The 14,196-nt window shown below is 69.9% G+C and carries 15 protein-coding genes, 1 pseudogene and 1 riboswitch; of the genes and pseudogenes, 9 read left to right on the forward strand and 7 right to left on the reverse strand.

Annotated features, from left to right (window positions below; translation table 11 throughout):
- Nucleotides 1-116: 116 nt before the first annotated feature.
- Nucleotides 117-743 (reverse strand): SCO2322 family protein, encoded by a 627-nt coding sequence (locus AB0D74_RS41030; protein ID WP_362598888.1) that lies wholly within the window; start codon nt 741-743, stop codon nt 117-119.
- Nucleotides 740-1,999: a prenyltransferase/squalene oxidase repeat-containing protein gene (locus AB0D74_RS41035; protein ID WP_362598890.1), complete on the reverse strand. Its 1,260-nt coding sequence runs from the start codon at nt 1,997-1,999 to the stop codon at nt 740-742. The genes AB0D74_RS41030 and AB0D74_RS41035 overlap by 4 nt, the downstream gene beginning before the upstream one ends.
- 108 nt (nt 2,000-2,107) lie before the next feature.
- A riboswitch (cobalamin riboswitch) is annotated at nt 2,108-2,239 on the reverse strand.
- Between the two features lie 51 nt (nt 2,240-2,290).
- On the opposite strand from AB0D74_RS41035, the gene AB0D74_RS41040 reads away from it, so the two are divergent.
- Nucleotides 2,291-2,941 (forward strand): phosphotransferase, encoded by a 651-nt coding sequence (locus AB0D74_RS41040; protein WP_362598892.1) that lies wholly within the window; start codon nt 2,291-2,293, stop codon nt 2,939-2,941.
- Here AB0D74_RS41040 and AB0D74_RS41045 read toward each other — a convergent pair.
- Complete coding sequence (locus AB0D74_RS41045) at nt 2,938-3,312, reverse strand: antibiotic biosynthesis monooxygenase (protein WP_362598894.1); 375 nt, start codon at nt 3,310-3,312, stop codon at nt 2,938-2,940. The two genes, AB0D74_RS41040 and AB0D74_RS41045, sit on opposite strands and share 4 nt — an antisense overlap.
- Before the next feature lie 135 nt (nt 3,313-3,447).
- Entirely contained in the window at nt 3,448-4,518 is a 1,071-nt protein-coding gene (locus AB0D74_RS41050) for a beta-ketoacyl synthase N-terminal-like domain-containing protein (protein ID WP_362598896.1), read from the reverse strand.
- 266 nt (nt 4,519-4,784) lie between these two features.
- Here AB0D74_RS41050 and AB0D74_RS41055 point away from each other — a divergent pair, with 266 nt between their 5' ends.
- On the forward strand, nt 4,785-5,378 hold the full coding sequence (locus AB0D74_RS41055) for an XRE family transcriptional regulator (RefSeq protein ID WP_362598898.1): 594 nt from the start codon (nt 4,785-4,787) through the stop codon (nt 5,376-5,378).
- Between the two features lie 58 nt (nt 5,379-5,436).
- Here the strand turns inward: AB0D74_RS41055 and AB0D74_RS41060 are convergent, their stop codons facing one another.
- Entirely contained in the window at nt 5,437-6,507 is a 1,071-nt protein-coding gene (locus AB0D74_RS41060; RefSeq protein ID WP_362598900.1) for an MBL fold metallo-hydrolase, read from the reverse strand.
- Between the two features lie 173 nt (nt 6,508-6,680).
- On the opposite strand from AB0D74_RS41060, the gene AB0D74_RS41065 reads away from it, so the two are divergent.
- The 3 genes and pseudogenes from AB0D74_RS41065 to AB0D74_RS41075 all read left to right on the forward strand — a co-directional run bounded on the left by AB0D74_RS41065 (nt 6,681) and on the right by AB0D74_RS41075 (nt 8,769).
- Nucleotides 6,681-7,223: a GNAT family protein gene (locus AB0D74_RS41065; RefSeq protein ID WP_362598902.1), complete on the forward strand. Its 543-nt coding sequence runs from the start codon at nt 6,681-6,683 to the stop codon at nt 7,221-7,223.
- A 388-nt stretch (nt 7,224-7,611) separates the two neighbouring features.
- Nucleotides 7,612-7,842, forward strand: a pseudogene (locus AB0D74_RS41070) (prolyl oligopeptidase family serine peptidase); the annotation flags it as partial.
- 324 nt (nt 7,843-8,166) lie between these two features.
- Nucleotides 8,167-8,769, forward strand: coding sequence for a hypothetical protein (locus AB0D74_RS41075; RefSeq protein ID WP_362598904.1), 603 nt, complete (start codon nt 8,167-8,169; stop codon nt 8,767-8,769).
- A gap of 131 nt (nt 8,770-8,900) precedes the next feature.
- On the opposite strand, the gene AB0D74_RS41080 is transcribed toward AB0D74_RS41075, so the two are convergent.
- Nucleotides 8,901-9,485, reverse strand: a complete 585-nt coding sequence (locus AB0D74_RS41080; protein WP_362598906.1) for a CAP domain-containing protein — start codon at nt 9,483-9,485, stop codon at nt 8,901-8,903.
- A 1,237-nt stretch (nt 9,486-10,722) separates the two neighbouring features.
- Between AB0D74_RS41080 and AB0D74_RS41085 the strand changes: the two genes are divergently transcribed.
- Both AB0D74_RS41085 and AB0D74_RS41090 read left to right on the forward strand, forming a co-directional pair.
- Complete coding sequence (locus AB0D74_RS41085; protein ID WP_362598909.1) at nt 10,723-11,958, forward strand: helix-turn-helix transcriptional regulator; 1,236 nt, start codon at nt 10,723-10,725, stop codon at nt 11,956-11,958.
- A gap of 17 nt (nt 11,959-11,975) precedes the next feature.
- A complete protein-coding gene (locus tag AB0D74_RS41090) occupies nt 11,976-12,518 on the forward strand; it encodes a flavoprotein (RefSeq protein ID WP_362598911.1) in 543 nt (180 codons plus the stop codon).
- A 216-nt stretch (nt 12,519-12,734) separates the two neighbouring features.
- On the opposite strand, the gene AB0D74_RS41095 is transcribed toward AB0D74_RS41090, so the two are convergent.
- A complete protein-coding gene (locus AB0D74_RS41095) occupies nt 12,735-13,130 on the reverse strand; it encodes a winged helix-turn-helix domain-containing protein (RefSeq protein ID WP_362598913.1) in 396 nt (131 codons plus the stop codon).
- Between the two features lie 375 nt (nt 13,131-13,505).
- Here AB0D74_RS41095 and AB0D74_RS41100 point away from each other — a divergent pair, with 375 nt between their 5' ends.
- Together AB0D74_RS41100 and AB0D74_RS41105 are read left to right on the forward strand one after the other, a co-directional pair.
- On the forward strand, nt 13,506-13,685 hold the full coding sequence (locus AB0D74_RS41100; RefSeq protein WP_362598915.1) for a hypothetical protein: 180 nt from the start codon (nt 13,506-13,508) through the stop codon (nt 13,683-13,685).
- A 96-nt stretch (nt 13,686-13,781) separates the two neighbouring features.
- On the forward strand, nt 13,782-14,051 hold the full coding sequence (locus AB0D74_RS41105) for a DUF6284 family protein (RefSeq protein ID WP_362598917.1): 270 nt from the start codon (nt 13,782-13,784) through the stop codon (nt 14,049-14,051).
- Nucleotides 14,052-14,196: the final 145 nt, after the last annotated feature.

The raw sequence follows: 14,196 nt of genomic DNA on the forward strand, positions 1-14,196 counted from the left end.
CGGGGAACTGCGCGAGCAACCCCCGTCGGCCCGCGGTGGCACGACTGCCCGCAGGTAGGTTTTTCAGGGGCGCGAGGAACTGCGCGAGCAGCCCCCGCCCGCCCGTACCGTGGCGGTCACGCATTCTTGCGCCGCCGTGTCTGCCAGACGGCGCCCGCGGCCACCACCACGACGACCCCCACGCCGGCCGCGAGGCCGAGGGACGGGCCGTCGGCCGGCGGTGAACTGCCGGCCCCCGCCGCGACCTTCTCCCCGCAGCCGCGCGCCGGATACCCCCCGATCGCGCACAACAACGCGTTCGTGTCGTACCGCAGCGGCTTCGCCACCGCCGCCAGTGCCTCCGCCGTCGTCGCGTCCTCGGACACCACCGCGCACGCCGTCCGCCGCGCAGGCGGCCGTTCCCCCGACGGCGCGTCCGCCGTCGTGCCGAAGTCGACGACCAGGCCCACCCGTTTGCGGCCCCCGACGGCAGACGTGTCCGCGCAGATCGTCGCGAAGTCCGCCGTGCCGCGCGGGCGCGACGCGTCCGCGGAGTCCTCGCTCACCGCGAAGCGGAAGCCCTCGACCGAACCGTCGGCGGGCCGCGCGGTCGACGGCCCCTGCGTGGCGTACGTCCAGCGCGAGCCGTCGCGCTCCCAGAAGGACCAGTACCGGTAGCCGGTGGCCGCCGCAGGCCCGGCGGCCGTCGCGCACAGCGTCAGCGCGGCCAGGAGCGGCAGCACCGCACGGCGGACCGCGGTCACGGCTGCTGCTGCTTGCGACGGCCGCTGAACAGGAAGCCGATGCCGATCCCGGCGACGAGCCCGGTGCCCACGATCCACCACACGCTGTTGCCCGACTTCTTCGCCTGGCCGTGCTTCTCGGCCTGCTTCTCGGCGGCGGCCCGCGGGGCGGGTCCCGTCGCGTTCAGCGCCGTCACCAGGTCCGTGCCGCCGAAGTCGCGGGGGTCCGCGCCCATCGCGTGCGCGGCGAGGATCAGTTCGGCGTAGGCCGCGGGCCCGCTCTGCCGCGCCCACGGCACGGCGTGCGCCGCCAGCCAGGCGTACGGCTTCCGCGCCTGTTCGGTCCAGCCCTGCGCGGCGAGGGCGACGACCGCGTCGGCGGTGTTGCCGTAGTCCGGCTGCGGTGCGGCGCCGGGGAGCGCGGAGACGAGGTGGCCGGCCTTCGACATGGCGTCCGCCAGGTACGCGGCGCCGTTGCGGGCCACGTCCTCCCGGGCGAGGGCCTTGCCGGAACCGGAACCGGAACCGGATCCAGAGCCGGAGGCGGAGTCCGCGCAGTCGGGGGCCTTCGCCGGGGGCTTCCCGGGCGTCGTCACGAAGCCCTTGCCGAGGGCTCCGAGCACCCCGGCCGCGGTCGCGTCCGCGTTGGCGGCCAGCTTCCCCTGCTTGTCCGGCTGGTAGGCGAGGGCACCGCCACCGTCCTGGCCGCAGGGCAGGGACCACTGGGCGAGCAGGGCGTACGGCGACCTGTCCGCGCTCTCGCCGGTCGCCGCGAGCGCGCCGACGACCACGCCGGTGGAGTTGGTGTCGCTGGGCGAGCCCGGGGTGTAGCCCCAGCCGCCGTCCTTGTTCTGCTGCGACTTCAGCCAGGTCACGGCCTTGTCCGCGGCGGCGTCGTGGCCGCCGGCCGCCTTCAGCGCCTGTACGGCGGCGGCCGTGCTGTTGGTGTCGACGGCCACCTTGGCGTCACAGGCCGCCGTCGGCTCGGCGCGGAACGCGGCGAACGCGCCGTTCGCGCACTGCTGCCCGGCCAGCCAGTCCACCGCCTTCGCGGCCGGGGTCACTCCCACCGCGCGCTGGGCCAGCAGGGCGAGGGACTGGCGCCAGACGCCGTCGAACTTCGGGTCCGAGTCGCCGTACAGCCCCGACGGGAGCACCGCCGACGCGGACGGCGACGGGGAGGTGGTGCCGGCGGCCAGTGCGGTCGTCGCGGGTGTGGCGCTACCGATGACGGCGGTGGCGGCCAGCACCCCGGCGGTGCGGCGGAGGACGGTCATGATCGGCGGGTGCCTCTCCCTGCGGGGAGCCGGGCAGCACGGGACACCCCGGCGGCTCGGCTCCGTAAACCTCGACGGTGCCGTGCGACGACGGGTGCCGGCGCACATGAGCCGATCAACGTCCCGGGCGCGGCGGTCCGGCTTGCCGCAACGGGTGCGGCTCACGGTTGCGGGTCAGCGCCGGAATTGCACCGGCTTCCCCCCGTACGGGTGATGACGACCCGGCTACCTTACCGGCCGTCGGCGGAAAGCTGAGAGGGGGCTGTGCGGAGACCTCGTTATGGTCATGTCATGACGGGGAGACTGCTCGGTTCGGGGCGTTCGGCCGACGTGTACGAGCTCGACGAGGCGTGGGTGCTGCGCCGGGACCGGGACGGCCGGGGGGACGCGAGCGCCGAGGGCGCGCTGATGACGTACGTACGGGAGCGCGGGTACCCGGCGCCCCGGGTGCGGCCGTCCGCCTCCCGTACCGAACTGGTCATGGAGCGGCTGTCCGGGCCGACCATGCTGGCGGCGCTGCTGGCGGGGGAGACGGGCCCGGCGGAGGGCGGCGCGCTGCTCGCCTCGCTGCTGCGGCGGCTGCACGCCCTGCCCGGCCGGGACCCGGCCGACCCCGGCGCCCGGGTCCTCCACCTCGACCTGCATCCGGACAACGTGATCCTGACCCCCGACGGCCCCCGGGTCATCGACTGGACCAACGCCGAGGACGGGCCGCCCGGACTCGACTGGGGCATGTCCGCGGTGATCCTCGCCCAAGCGGCCCTGGGTGCCTACCCGTTGGCCCACGACCTGCTGACCGCCCTGCTCGCCGACCCGGGCGGCCTGACCGAGGCGGGGCTGGCGGAGGCTCTGCGCCGGCGGGCGGCCAACCCGACGATGAGCCGAGCGGAGGTCGAAGTGCTGGGGGAGGCGGGGCGGTTGATACGGGCGGTCGCCCTCTAGCGCGCCGGGTCCGCCGATTTCCCCCGCGTGAAACCGTGGCTCCGCTCCACCTTCGCCACGTGCAGGGTGTAGCTCTCGTACCACTCGGCCCGCCCGCGCTTCTGCGCCTCGCGGTGCTCGGCATCGGTCCGCCACTGCGCGAGCGCGTCGGCGTCGCGGAAGTACCCGACGGTGATGCCCAGCCCGCCGGGGGTCTGCGCGTGGTCCATCCCCAGGTACCCGGGGATGTCCTTCACCAGGTCCTCCATGCGGGCGTTGGTCTCCGCGTAGCCGCTCTGGTCCTCGGTGCGCACCGTGCTGAAGACGGCCACGTAGTAAGGGGGTTCATAGGCCTCGACGGGCCCGACAGGCGCTTCCTGGTGATTGCTCATGACGGCACCGTAGGGCGGGACGCGCCCGGGGATCCAGCGTCTTTCCCGAACGGGACCCGCACGGGATCGAACTCTTGACCAAAGCCCCTGGACCCCTGGACCCCTGGACCCCTCGATCCCTGGACCCTTGGGTCCCTAGGCCGCGTTCACCGCGTCCGCGAGCGGGGAGATGCCCGCCGACAGGTGGCGGGCCATCCGGCGCAGCGCGTCGTCGCAGTCGGCCGGGGTCTCGCCGACCGCCACCCACAGGGCCAGCCGGTCGGCGGCGGTGGCGTACGGGCCGGCGGTGACGTGGCTGCCGGTGTGCCGGGTGAGGAGCATCCGGTCGGCGCCGGGTTCGTGGGCGGCGTCGGGGGAGAGCTCCAGGTGGTCGAGGCGGCCGGTGGCGGCGGGGTAGGCGAACTGGACCGCGGCCGTCCGCTGCCGGGTGGGCGTCGTGTCGGCGGCCTCGCCGGTGGCCAGGGCGGCGGCGGCCCGGGCGAGGTCGACGCCGGTGGCCCGTCTGACGAGGAGCGGGATCAGGTCGCCCGGGAGATGCGGGGCGACGTCGGTCACCCGGGGGCCGCGGTCGGTGAGGGCGAGGCCGATGTGCAGGACGCCCCGGTCGACGCCTAGGGCGCGCACGGTGCGGTCGACGGCCAGGCGCAGGAAACGGTTGTGCAGCAGGCCGTCGTGGGCGTGCACGGTGTGCCGCAGCGGCTGCCGGGCGGGCGCCGGGCCCAGGGTCGTACGGGTGATGGCGGCGATCCGGATCTCGCCGTCGAGGACGACCGTCTCGGCCGAGACGCGGGACGGGACGCCGGGTGCGCGGGGTGCGCCGGGGTCGTCGGGGTCGCCGACGGGAACGGCGCGGCCGGCCAGCAGCGCGCGCAGGGCGGGCGGGTCCGCGCAGGCGGTGACCACGGCGAGGGAGGGGCCGGGCAGCCCCAACTGCCCGGCGATCCTCGCGGCGGCGACCGCGTACTCGCCCGAGTAGGTCAGCACGCCGCGGACCCGGTGCCGGGCCGCGAACCGAACCACCGCCGACGCCGTGGCGCCGCCTTTGCCGGGGTCCGCCGCGAGGTGTCCGGCCAGGCACGGCTGTGCCCAGGCGGGCGGCGCGGCGTCCACCAGCAGTACCGGGCGGGCCGAGGCGATGCGCGTCAGGACGCCCTCGTCGTACGCGCGCCGGCGGCCGGCGCCGAGGAGCAGGACGGGCTGCGGCATCGGTTCGCCTCACCTTCTGGGAGGAGGCGGGGCGGCTGGTCGCCCTGGGCGCCGCTCCCCTATAGGCGGCAGCCGGGGCGGGTCGGTTCGACCGTGGCCTGGTGATGTGATCCTTTCCTGCCGATCCGTCACATGTCAACGATTACTGCCCTCTTGTGCAGTGGTCCTTGTCATGTCTGGTGGGCGGGACCGGTGATTCGATAGCCTCGCGTGTGCCGGCCCCCGTTCGGCCGGCCGACCGACCACGCGCGTCCAGGGGGACCTTGGTGAGCGACGCCCATGCCCCGTTGACCGGCGTACTGGAACGGCTCGGGGAGCTGACCGGACGGCCCGGACGGCTCTGCGAGGTGCTGGACGTGGCCGACCTGTCGTACCGCACCGGCATCCCGGTCGGGGTGGTCGCCGAACTCCTCGCGGGCGGCCCCGCACCCGAGGCGGGACTCGCCGAACGGGTCCGGCAGCGGCTGGACTTCATCCGCGAGCACCGGCGCCGCCCCGACGGCAAGCGGTACTCGCTGGGCGAGCTCGCGGCGATCGCCGGCACCAGCAGGCAGTGGCTGAGCGAGTGGCGCAAGAGCGGGCTGCCCGGCCTCGAACACACCGACCGGCTGCGGCGGTTCTTCGGCCTTCCGCCCGGCTTCTTCACCGCCGACGAGCCGGAGGCGCTGTACGAGGCGCTCCAGCCGGTGCTCCAGTGTCTTCAGGCCCAGGCGGACCCGCTCTCCCGGCTCCGCGAGAGCGGCCTGGTCCGGCTGGCGGCCCGCGCGCCTCAGATGAACCCCCGCCAACTGGCCACCCTCGCCGACCTGGCGGAGATGCTCATCACGGCCGAGGGAGCGGTCAAGGGCGCGGTCAACTGAGCGGTCGACCGAGCGGTCAACCGAGCGGTCGACTGAGCGGTCAACCGAGCCGCGTCGGCTACACCGCCAGGTAGGTCACCGGCTCGCTCCCCGCCACCGCCTCCGCCCGCCCCAGCTTCACCAGCCGGCGCAGATGGGCCTCGGCCTCCGAGACGGCGATGTTCCGGGAGCCGTAGGGGATCTGGTCCCACGGCCGGTTCCACTCCATCCGCACGGCCAACTCCCAGGGTGTGAGCGGCTGCTGGAGGAGGGTGAGCAGGCCGGCCAGGCGTTCCTCGTGGTGGGCCAGCAGTTCCCGTACCCGTTCCGGTGCGTCGGTGAAGGTGTACTGGTGGGCCGGGAGGACCTCGGCGGGGGCGAGGCGGCCGACGCGTTCCAGGGAGTCGAGGTAGTCGCCGAGGGGATCGGTGACGGTCGCGTCGTCGGGGTCCTCGTAGAGGCCGATGTGCGGGGTGATCTCGGGGAGCAGGTGGTCGCCGGAGAACAGGCGCCCGTGGCCCGGGAGTTGACCGGGGTGGGTCTCCTCCAGGTGCAGGCAGACATGGCCGGGCGTGTGCCCCGGTGTCCAGAGGGCGCGCAGCCGGCGGCCGGGCAGGCCGAGGAGTTCGCCGGGGAGGATCTCGCGGTCGGGGAGGGCGGGGGCCAGGCCGGGCGGGGTGTTCCGGTGGCGGGGGCCGTCGCGCAGCGGCGCCACGTGCTCCTCCGGCGCCCCGGCGGCCGTCAGCTTCGCCGCCATGTACGTGAACCACCGCTCGGGCCGGGTCTCCCGGGCCCGCCGCACGATCGCCGCGTCGGCCGCGTGCATCGCGATCCAGGCCCCGGAGGCCTCGCGCACCTTCCCCGACAGCCCGTGATGGTCGGGATGGTGGTGCGTGATGACGACCCCGTGCACCTCGCCGACGCCCGTCCCGCACGCCGCCAGCCCCGCGACCAGCACGTCCCACGACCCGGGGTCGTCCCACCCGGTGTCGACCAGCACCGGCCCCCGGTCGGTGTCCACCACGTACACCAGCGTGTAGCCGAGCGGATTGTCCGGAATGGGGACGGCGACGGACCGCACACCCCCACCGAGATCCCGCACCGCCACCTCGGGCCGTGTTTCTGCCGACCCGTCCAGACCGTCCGCCATCAGCCTTCCTCCGCCCCCGCCGGTACCGCCGGCCCCGTGGCCACTGACCACCAACCACTATAACCAGAGCTGATGTTCCGTCAGATGGTTGCCTGAGGACAGCGCGGCCACCGGGCCGGACGCCCCCCCATATTGGTTTGCCGCCGGCCGGACCGGCCGGATAGGAAGCTCGCATGCTGAGAGGCGAGACGGTCGGGCTCAGAGCCCGGCACGAAGAGGACATCCCGGTCCTGCGGGCCGAGCTCTACGACGACGTGGTCAACTCCTCACGCGCCGACAGCCGGCCGTGGCGCCCGGTGTCGCCCACCGCGGAGGACCCACGGCTCACGGTGGACCACCAGGACGACGAGACGGTCAAGTTCTCCGTGGTGGAGCTTGCGGGCGGCACGCTGGTCGGCGGCGCGACGCTGTGGGGCGTCGACAGCCACAACCGCGGCGCCCACATCGGGCTCAACCTGCTGCCGTCCGCCCGCGGCAAGGGCTACGGCACCGACGTGGTCGCGGTGCTCTGCCGCTACGGCTTCGTCGTGCGCGGCCTGCGCCGGCTGCAGATCGAGACGCTGGCGGACAACGCCGCGATGCTGCGCGCCGCCGAGCGCAACGGCTTCGTCCGCGAGGGTGTGCTGCGCTCCTCGGCCTGGGTGATGGGCGAGTTCCTGGACGAGGTGCTGCTCGGGCTCCTCGCCGAGGAGTGGCAGCCGGCCTCGAACGACTAGGTCCCGCTCCAGCTCCAGCTCCAGCTCCCGCTCCCGCTCCTGGTCCCGGTCCGCGTCCGGGGCCGGACCTCGGGCGCGTGCCCGGCGGTGCGGGACGGGCGGTCGGTCGGGCGGGCGGTGCAGGACGGCCGGGCGGTCGGTCGAGATATTCCGTGCTGCCGTCCGGGACGAGTGACACAGTGCCCGCCATGGTGACTTCCCCGCTTCTGCGTCAGATCGCCCGCACCCGCCGCTTCACCCTCGGCGCACCCGCCCCTCTCACCGTGGCGCCGGACGGTGCCCGCGTCCTGTTCCTGCGGAGCCGGGCCGGGGACGACCCGGTCGGGTGCCTGTGGACGCTCGACCCGGCGACCGGCGCGGAACGGCTGCTGGCCGACGGTCCTCGCTGCTCGCCGACGCCCCGAAGCTCAGCCGTCCGCTGCTGCTGGTGCACGGGCTGGCGGACGACAACGTCTTCGTGGCCGGCACGCTGCGGTTCTCCGGCGCTCTGCTGGCCGCCGGGAAACCGCACGAGGTGCTGCCGCTGAGCGGGACGACACACGCCGCACCGACCGACGACAGGTTCGCCCGGCTGCTGGGTCACCAACTGGACTTCCTCCGCCGTCACTTGGCCGACTGACGGGCACGGCACCCGGGCACGGCACCCGACCGGCGCGCCCGGCGGCCCCTTCGAGGTTGCCGAAACCGCTGGTGGGAGCCTATTCGGCCCTGCCCCTGGCTTAGTTCAACTAGAACTGATTACACGTCCGAGGGCCCGAGGGGAAGTTTCCCGGAGGACGCTTTGACCAGCAGCGGAGCCGTGGTCGTTGGTCGTTGTTGGTCGTTGTCGGTCGCCGTCGGACGGCCCACAGGCGGCCCCGGATGGAGTGTCGGGGATGCTCCGGCCTGGGCGGTGATGAGTGCAGAGGGCGGCATTGTCCTTCGGTGGCCTACGATCAGGTTCGTGGCTGACATAGTGATCCCAGACCCGATCTCCGGTTCGCCAGGAGAGCTCATCAATCGGTTGTTCATAGCGCTCGCTCCCAGCGTCCATGCGGAGTCAGTAGCGGTAGTCCGCCTTGGTGCGGAGCTGGGTCTCTCCATCCCTAGGCCGTGGGACCCTGATCGCTACTTGCAACAGGTGCGTCGGACTGCGCAGACCCTGTTGGAAACGGGCGTGTCGGAGAGCTTCGTTGTTCGCAGCGTTCGAGATTCGGCAACGCGAGCATTCAGGCCAGCTGACTTTGCAGCCGTGGATGAGAACAGGGCGGCGTTGAGGGCCCAACTTGAAAGGGTGCTCGCGGATGAGAGTGCATTCGCCGAGTATCGCGCCGAAGTGGTTGATAAGTCTGCTGCTGGACGGAATCAGACCGATGAGCAGGTAAAGGCCCAGATTTTGAAGCTTCTGGGGAGTTCGTTCGTTGAACCCGTAAGGGCTGATGAGGTCACGAGGGATTGGGCGGATGAGGAGAGCTGGCGGAAGGCATGCAGGCTTTACTTGTCCGAGGAAGACATCGAAGAGTGGGAGCAGAGGGCGGACTACATGAGAAGGCGGTCGGCTGACTGAGCTTGCTCTGTAAGTAACCTTGGCAGCGGCCCAGGCAGGCGCTAGCGCCCATCTGACCTGCACTTCCCCCGCCTCCCCTTGCCGGCTACCAACCCCGAGCGGCAGCCGTTCGGGTAGACCCCGCGACAGCACTAAATGAAGTCCTGGGTGAAATAGTAGAAACTCGCATCCAGGCCAGAACCATCTGGTGCCTTGCCGTGGCGCACCGCGAAACCCACGCCGGTCGCTTTGAAGTCACAGTTGAGCATGGTTTTTCTGTGGTCCGTATCCTGCAGCCATCCGTCAACTACCGCCTGTATTGCAGGTGGAGTGTTCCCGGTGAACCACTGCATGTATACGTTCTCTTGCCCTGTGGCGCCTGTTGCCCACTTGATCCGATCAGCTTGCAAGCTGCCGTTAGATCCGTAATGCCCCGGCCAGCCGGCGGGATTGCGCTTGTCCCAGAGGTCTGGATGTTCGGCAAGGTCTACGGTGTGAGCTTGCGCGAGGCCGTCTAGGCGCAAGTCAATCTGCAAGTTTCTTGTACATGGCTGCGGTTGTTGCTGGCGCGCCCTGTTGACCAGGTCGAAGATCTGGTGCCTCTCCGAAGTTCCGCTGTCCGAAGGGAAGCCCCAGTGTGGAAGAACGAAATGGAAGTCGTTGGGTCGCGATTCATGGGCTTTGCTGTCCTGCGGGCATCGTCCCTTAGGGACCGGTTCGCTTCCTTCGAAGAACATGCCGAAGCACTTCCAGCAAAATCGCCAGCCCGCCTGTGACCACGGGGCCTCTTGCAAATTGCAAGGAAGGCGGAACGTGAAGCTCTGGGACGGCGATTGTGCCTGATGAGGATTGTGATCCGCCGGGCATCGCCCCTGAGGTCCCGGGTGATCGGACTCCCAGAACATCCCCCAGCACTTAAAGCAGAAGCGCCAATGTGACTGAGTGAAGGGAACGTCCGTATCGCCGTGGGGAAGGTAGAAATTGAAGCCCTGCGCTTCGTGACCCCCGCCAGCGGGGCAACTGCCCCTGGGCTCAAATGGCTCCCCCTGGTAGAACAACCCCCAGCACTTTTGGCAGAAGCACCAGGCTTCCTGACCGGACCGGCTGGACACAAGTCCGTCTAGAGGCGGCATGGTCTTCACCTTCCTAGGTGAGTTCCGTGTTAGTGCCGTTACCTCCAACGCTAGGTCTCATACAGGTGGTTCGCGACTCGAGACTACCGACTGGTGAAGATCACTTTAGCAGACGGATTGCCTGCGAGGGCTGTAACACCGGGGCGTTACAGCCCTCCGACAGGCCTACTTGCGAGTTAGAGCGAAGCCGAATGCGGTGCACAACAAAGCCGTCCCCCCGGTTGCGACGGTGATGGGTTCCGCGAGGGTGGGGTGCTCGTAGGCCACGTACGCGAGACCGACGCCTGTGAGCAGTAGCGTCACGGCTGTGAGGAGCATGAGCACGGCGTTGTTCGGCGCCTGGGGGCCCGTGGGCATGTTGAAGTCCTTCGGTTGAGCGTGCGATGGAACGCACGCAGGCATGGAGGTCCATGGGATCGGATGGATCCGAAAGAGCACGCAGCGAGGCTCACTTGACCTTGTCCGGGGCGCCGCCTGACAAGAACTGTGACCACTGGCGACCCTGCCAGGGTGAACCACCGATTCAAAGGTTTTGGTCCTGCGGCTTTCCGCACTGCGGAAGTCCGCAGATGATCTTGGGGCAGGTGTGACGGTCACGCTTCCTGCTGTCCCACCTATCTGTCCAGGTCAATAGGGCTATTGGGACAGTCGCACTGGTGGGTCAGCTCATGTCCACCATCTCTGATTTCAACCGAAGGAACGGGCCCGGACACTTCGTCCGGGCCCTCTGCCGTTCAGGGCCTCACGCTCGTTTGGGTCGACGGGAAAGTCCACCTGTCCAGCGTGACGACCGGCTCGGTACCGTGAAGCGGGCCCCTACACAACCAGGAGGCAACACGCAATGCGTGGTCTTGGAGATCACCTCAGCATCGGCGAGCGCATCGCGTTCTACCGGAAGCGTCGTGGCTACACGCAAGAGGTGCTGGCCGGTCTGGTCGGTCGTAGCACTGACTGGCTCGCGAAGATCGAGACCGGGCGCCGGAAGCCGCCTCGCATCGACATGCTCGCGGAGCTGTCGCGCATCCTGCGCGTGCCCCTCGGAGACCTGCTCGGACAGACCGTCCTCATGGAAGATGAGCGCCAACAGGACGACGTCCCCGCCGTACGCGACGCCCTCATGACCCCGCGTCGCCTCTCGCGTCTGCTCTTCGGACCCCAGGCTGAGACTCAGCTGCCGACACCCACCCCGGTGGCCGTACGAGTGGAGCAGGCCTGGAACGACTACCAGGGCGGACGGCTCGGCAGTGTCATCGCCGCTCTTCCCGCGTTGCTTCAGGTTGCACAGGAGTTGGAAGATCGCGCGGCGCGTCGCGGCGACGACAGTAGCGATTCCTGGGCAGTGTCGGCCCGTACACACCATCTCGCCGCTACGACGCTCGCGAAGATCGGTGAGTCTGACATCTCATGGCTCGCTGCCGAGCGTGCGATGCGAGCCGCTGACGAGTCGGACGACCCGCTCGTGTTGGCATCCGCGGCCCGATCCGGCACGCATGCCCTGCTTGCCAACGGGCGTTACGACGACGCCCTCGAACTGGGCAACACGGCGGCAAGATGGCTGTCGTCCCAGGTGACAGAGAACGACCCGGCCGCGCTCAGCTTGCTCGGGATGATCCACCTGCGTGCCGCAGTGGCGGCAGCGCGGCACCAGGACCGGCCTACCGCCACGGGACTGTTGGACCGTGCCGAAGAACTCGCGGACGAACTTGGGTCGGATGAGAACTACTGGCAGACCGGATTCGGGCCGACGAACGTCCTGCTGCATCGCCTGTCCGTTGAGCTGGACCTTGACAACGTCTCGTACGTGGTGGAACACGGCCGGATCAACGTCGACCACATGCCGCAGGAGCGCAGCGTCTCCCACCGCATCGACTACGCGCGGGCTCTGTCGCTCGCTGGCCAGGGAGACGAAGCGTTTGCGGAGCTGCGTACGGCTGAGCGCACTTCGCCGCAGCTCGTACGCAACAATCCGAGGGTGCGCGAGACGCTGCGGGATCTGATCAAGCAGTCCCCCGTGACCGGCGGTTCGCGTTCGTCCGAGGTGTTCGTCATGGCGCAACGGTGCAGGGCGGTGCAGTGAGTTCAGGTAAGCGCGGGGTGCTCGGGGTCGTCGGGTCGGCGGCCGGGGGCGTAGAGGCATTGCGTACGGGTCTCGTCGAACCTGCGATGGACCGTGGATGGCAGGTGGCCGTCACGCTGACGCCGACCGCAGGTCAATGGCTGCGGATGATCGGGGAGGTTGAGCGGCTGGAGAAGCTCACCGGCCTACCCGTACGCGACGAACCGCGCCTGCCCGGTGAGACCCGGCCCCATCCGCCGGTTGATTGCTATGTGGTCGCTCCTGCGTCCGCCAACATGGTCGCCAAGCTCGCGACTGGCGTGATGGACAACCAGGCACTGACCCAGGTTGGCGAGGCTATCGGCACCGTCGGTCTGCCGGTCGTCGTCTTCCCGCGGGTGAATGCGGCGCATGCTCGCCACCCCGCGTGGCAAGGCCACCTTGACGCCCTCCGGGCTGGGGGAGTGCACGTCGTCTACGGCCCCGACGTCTGGCCGCTTTACGAGCCGAGGGAAGCGCCGGCGGGGCGCGAACTTCCGTGGGCCGCAGTGCTGGACGCCGTGGAGGAAGCCATGCGATGACGAGTCGTCAACCTGCTTGATCTGCAACGGAAGAGGACCCGGACAGTCTGTCCGGGTCCTCTTCCGTTTGCGGCCGCATGCTCATTGCCATGTCAAGGATCAATGAGCGAAGCAGCGAGTTGGGAGGTCTGACTCCCACGGAACTTGCCTTGATCGAAGCAAGTTTGAGTGAGGCGCGCGCCACGGTTGAACGGCTGCTGCGGCGCGCGGATGAACTCACGGCGAAGGTGGAGTCCCGTCGCCGACAAGCTGTTCAAGGCGGTCCAGTCGCTCACCGAGCAGGCGAAGAGCGTCATGAATCGAGCTGAGCTCTGCGGCCAGAGCGGTGAACGCGGGGCTACTGCCCGGCTCGGTGCCGAGGGGTATCGAGGGGTCACGGACGAACGTCCCGCGGCCCTGCTGGGTGAGAACCAACCCCTCGTCGCGGAGCTGGCCGAATGCGCTCTGCACGGTCATGAGCTGCACGCCAAGGTCTTTGGCGAGCTTGCGAGCCGCGGGGAGCTGATCTCCCGGGTTGTACTCGCGGTTGGGGCCCGTGATCTTCTCGCGGAACTCCGCAGCAATTTCCTTGGCCGTGGGCGTGTGCTTGGGCGCTTCTGGGCTCTGCTCCATGGGTTCGAGCGTAGCCGGACCTAGGTCAATCTCTGCTCTTCGTCCGAACTCTCTTGACAGCAAGATTGACCTAGGTCAATCTGAACATGCGTCGACGGGTCCCGTGGGAACGGGAGCCCCTCTGGGGCTACCGCGCTCGTCGGAAGCGTTTGTTCCTTGACAACTGAATGGGGATCACGCCGCCTCTCCTCGGCCAAGTAGGCGGCCACACGGGCCCTGGTCCGTGTGAAGAACAGCGCAACCAAACCCGTCTCGCAGCGCTCGCGCTGCGGCCGGTTGCCTCTCCCGTCCGTCCGGCCCGCTTCGGCTGCGCGGCCGTACGGGCGGGGTTGCAGGGAGCCGCGGGGCTTCACCCACTACCGAGAGGAATTGCTCGTGGACCGCCTGAAGAAGGCTGCCGCCGACCACCGCGAGGCCGCTGCCGTGGTGCGTTCGCGCGGCAACGAGGCCAAGGCCAAGCGCATGGAAGACCGTGCGGACGAACTGGAGTCCGGTCGGGTCACCGACGCCACCGACCAGCTCTCCGCTCTCACCCGCTGGGCCTTTCGCCGCTGACGACTGACCCGCTTCAACCGAAAACGGCGCGCGGCTCCCGGGGTGCCTCCCGGGAGCCGCTGACGGGCCGTACCCCAGTGAGAGGAACCACGACCCATGAACCCCATCGTGACTGTTCAGGACGTTGTTACCGCGTTCGCCGACTGGATCGAACCGACGGACGCGGAACTGGACGTGATCGAGCAGGAGATGCCGCTGATCCTTGCGGACGTCGACCTGTTGGACGCACACATCAGCACCCTGGACCGCACCCCCGGTGAGCTGGACACCCGCCGGATCCGGCGGGCCCACCGCCGGGTGCTCGCCGCCCGGCTGGAGCTGGCCAACCGCGCGGCCGGCGCGAGCCTGCCCGGCGGTGCAGCATGAGCACCCCGACCGGACAGACCCTCAGCGACGCACACGCGGAGGTGCGGGCGGAGATTATTGGAGTACGCGCGGGTTCCTACCCGTCCCCGCCGAGCACCACCACGGCATGTCAGCAGGCAGGAGCAGGGTTACCGGTACGTCGCTC

This window comes from Streptomyces sp. NPDC048278 (genome assembly GCF_040652195.1).
Lineage (GTDB): Bacteria > Actinomycetota > Actinomycetes > Streptomycetales > Streptomycetaceae > Streptomyces.

Excerpts from the sequence above, each read along its gene's own strand:
- AB0D74_RS41065 (WP_362598902.1), top strand. The coding sequence starts at position 6,681 with ATGCTGAGAGGCGAGACGGTCGGGCTCAGAGCCCGGCACGAAGAGGAC.
- AB0D74_RS41105 (WP_362598917.1), top strand. The coding sequence starts at position 13,782 with ATGAACCCCATCGTGACTGTTCAGGACGTTGTTACCGCGTTCGCCGAC.
- AB0D74_RS41040 (WP_362598892.1), top strand. The coding sequence starts at position 2,291 with ATGACGGGGAGACTGCTCGGTTCGGGGCGTTCGGCCGACGTGTACGAG.
- AB0D74_RS41080 (WP_362598906.1), bottom strand. The coding sequence starts at position 9,485 with ATGTTCTTCGAAGGAAGCGAACCGGTCCCTAAGGGACGATGCCCGCAG.
- AB0D74_RS41050 (WP_362598896.1), bottom strand. The coding sequence starts at position 4,518 with ATGCCGCAGCCCGTCCTGCTCCTCGGCGCCGGCCGCCGGCGCGCGTAC.
- AB0D74_RS41095 (WP_362598913.1), bottom strand. The coding sequence starts at position 13,130 with ATGGAGCAGAGCCCAGAAGCGCCCAAGCACACGCCCACGGCCAAGGAA.
- AB0D74_RS41085 (WP_362598909.1), top strand. The coding sequence starts at position 10,723 with ATGCGTGGTCTTGGAGATCACCTCAGCATCGGCGAGCGCATCGCGTTC.
- AB0D74_RS41060 (WP_362598900.1), bottom strand. The coding sequence starts at position 6,507 with ATGGCGGACGGTCTGGACGGGTCGGCAGAAACACGGCCCGAGGTGGCG.
- AB0D74_RS41035 (WP_362598890.1), bottom strand. The coding sequence starts at position 1,999 with ATGACCGTCCTCCGCCGCACCGCCGGGGTGCTGGCCGCCACCGCCGTC.
- AB0D74_RS41045 (WP_362598894.1), bottom strand. The coding sequence starts at position 3,312 with ATGAGCAATCACCAGGAAGCGCCTGTCGGGCCCGTCGAGGCCTATGAA.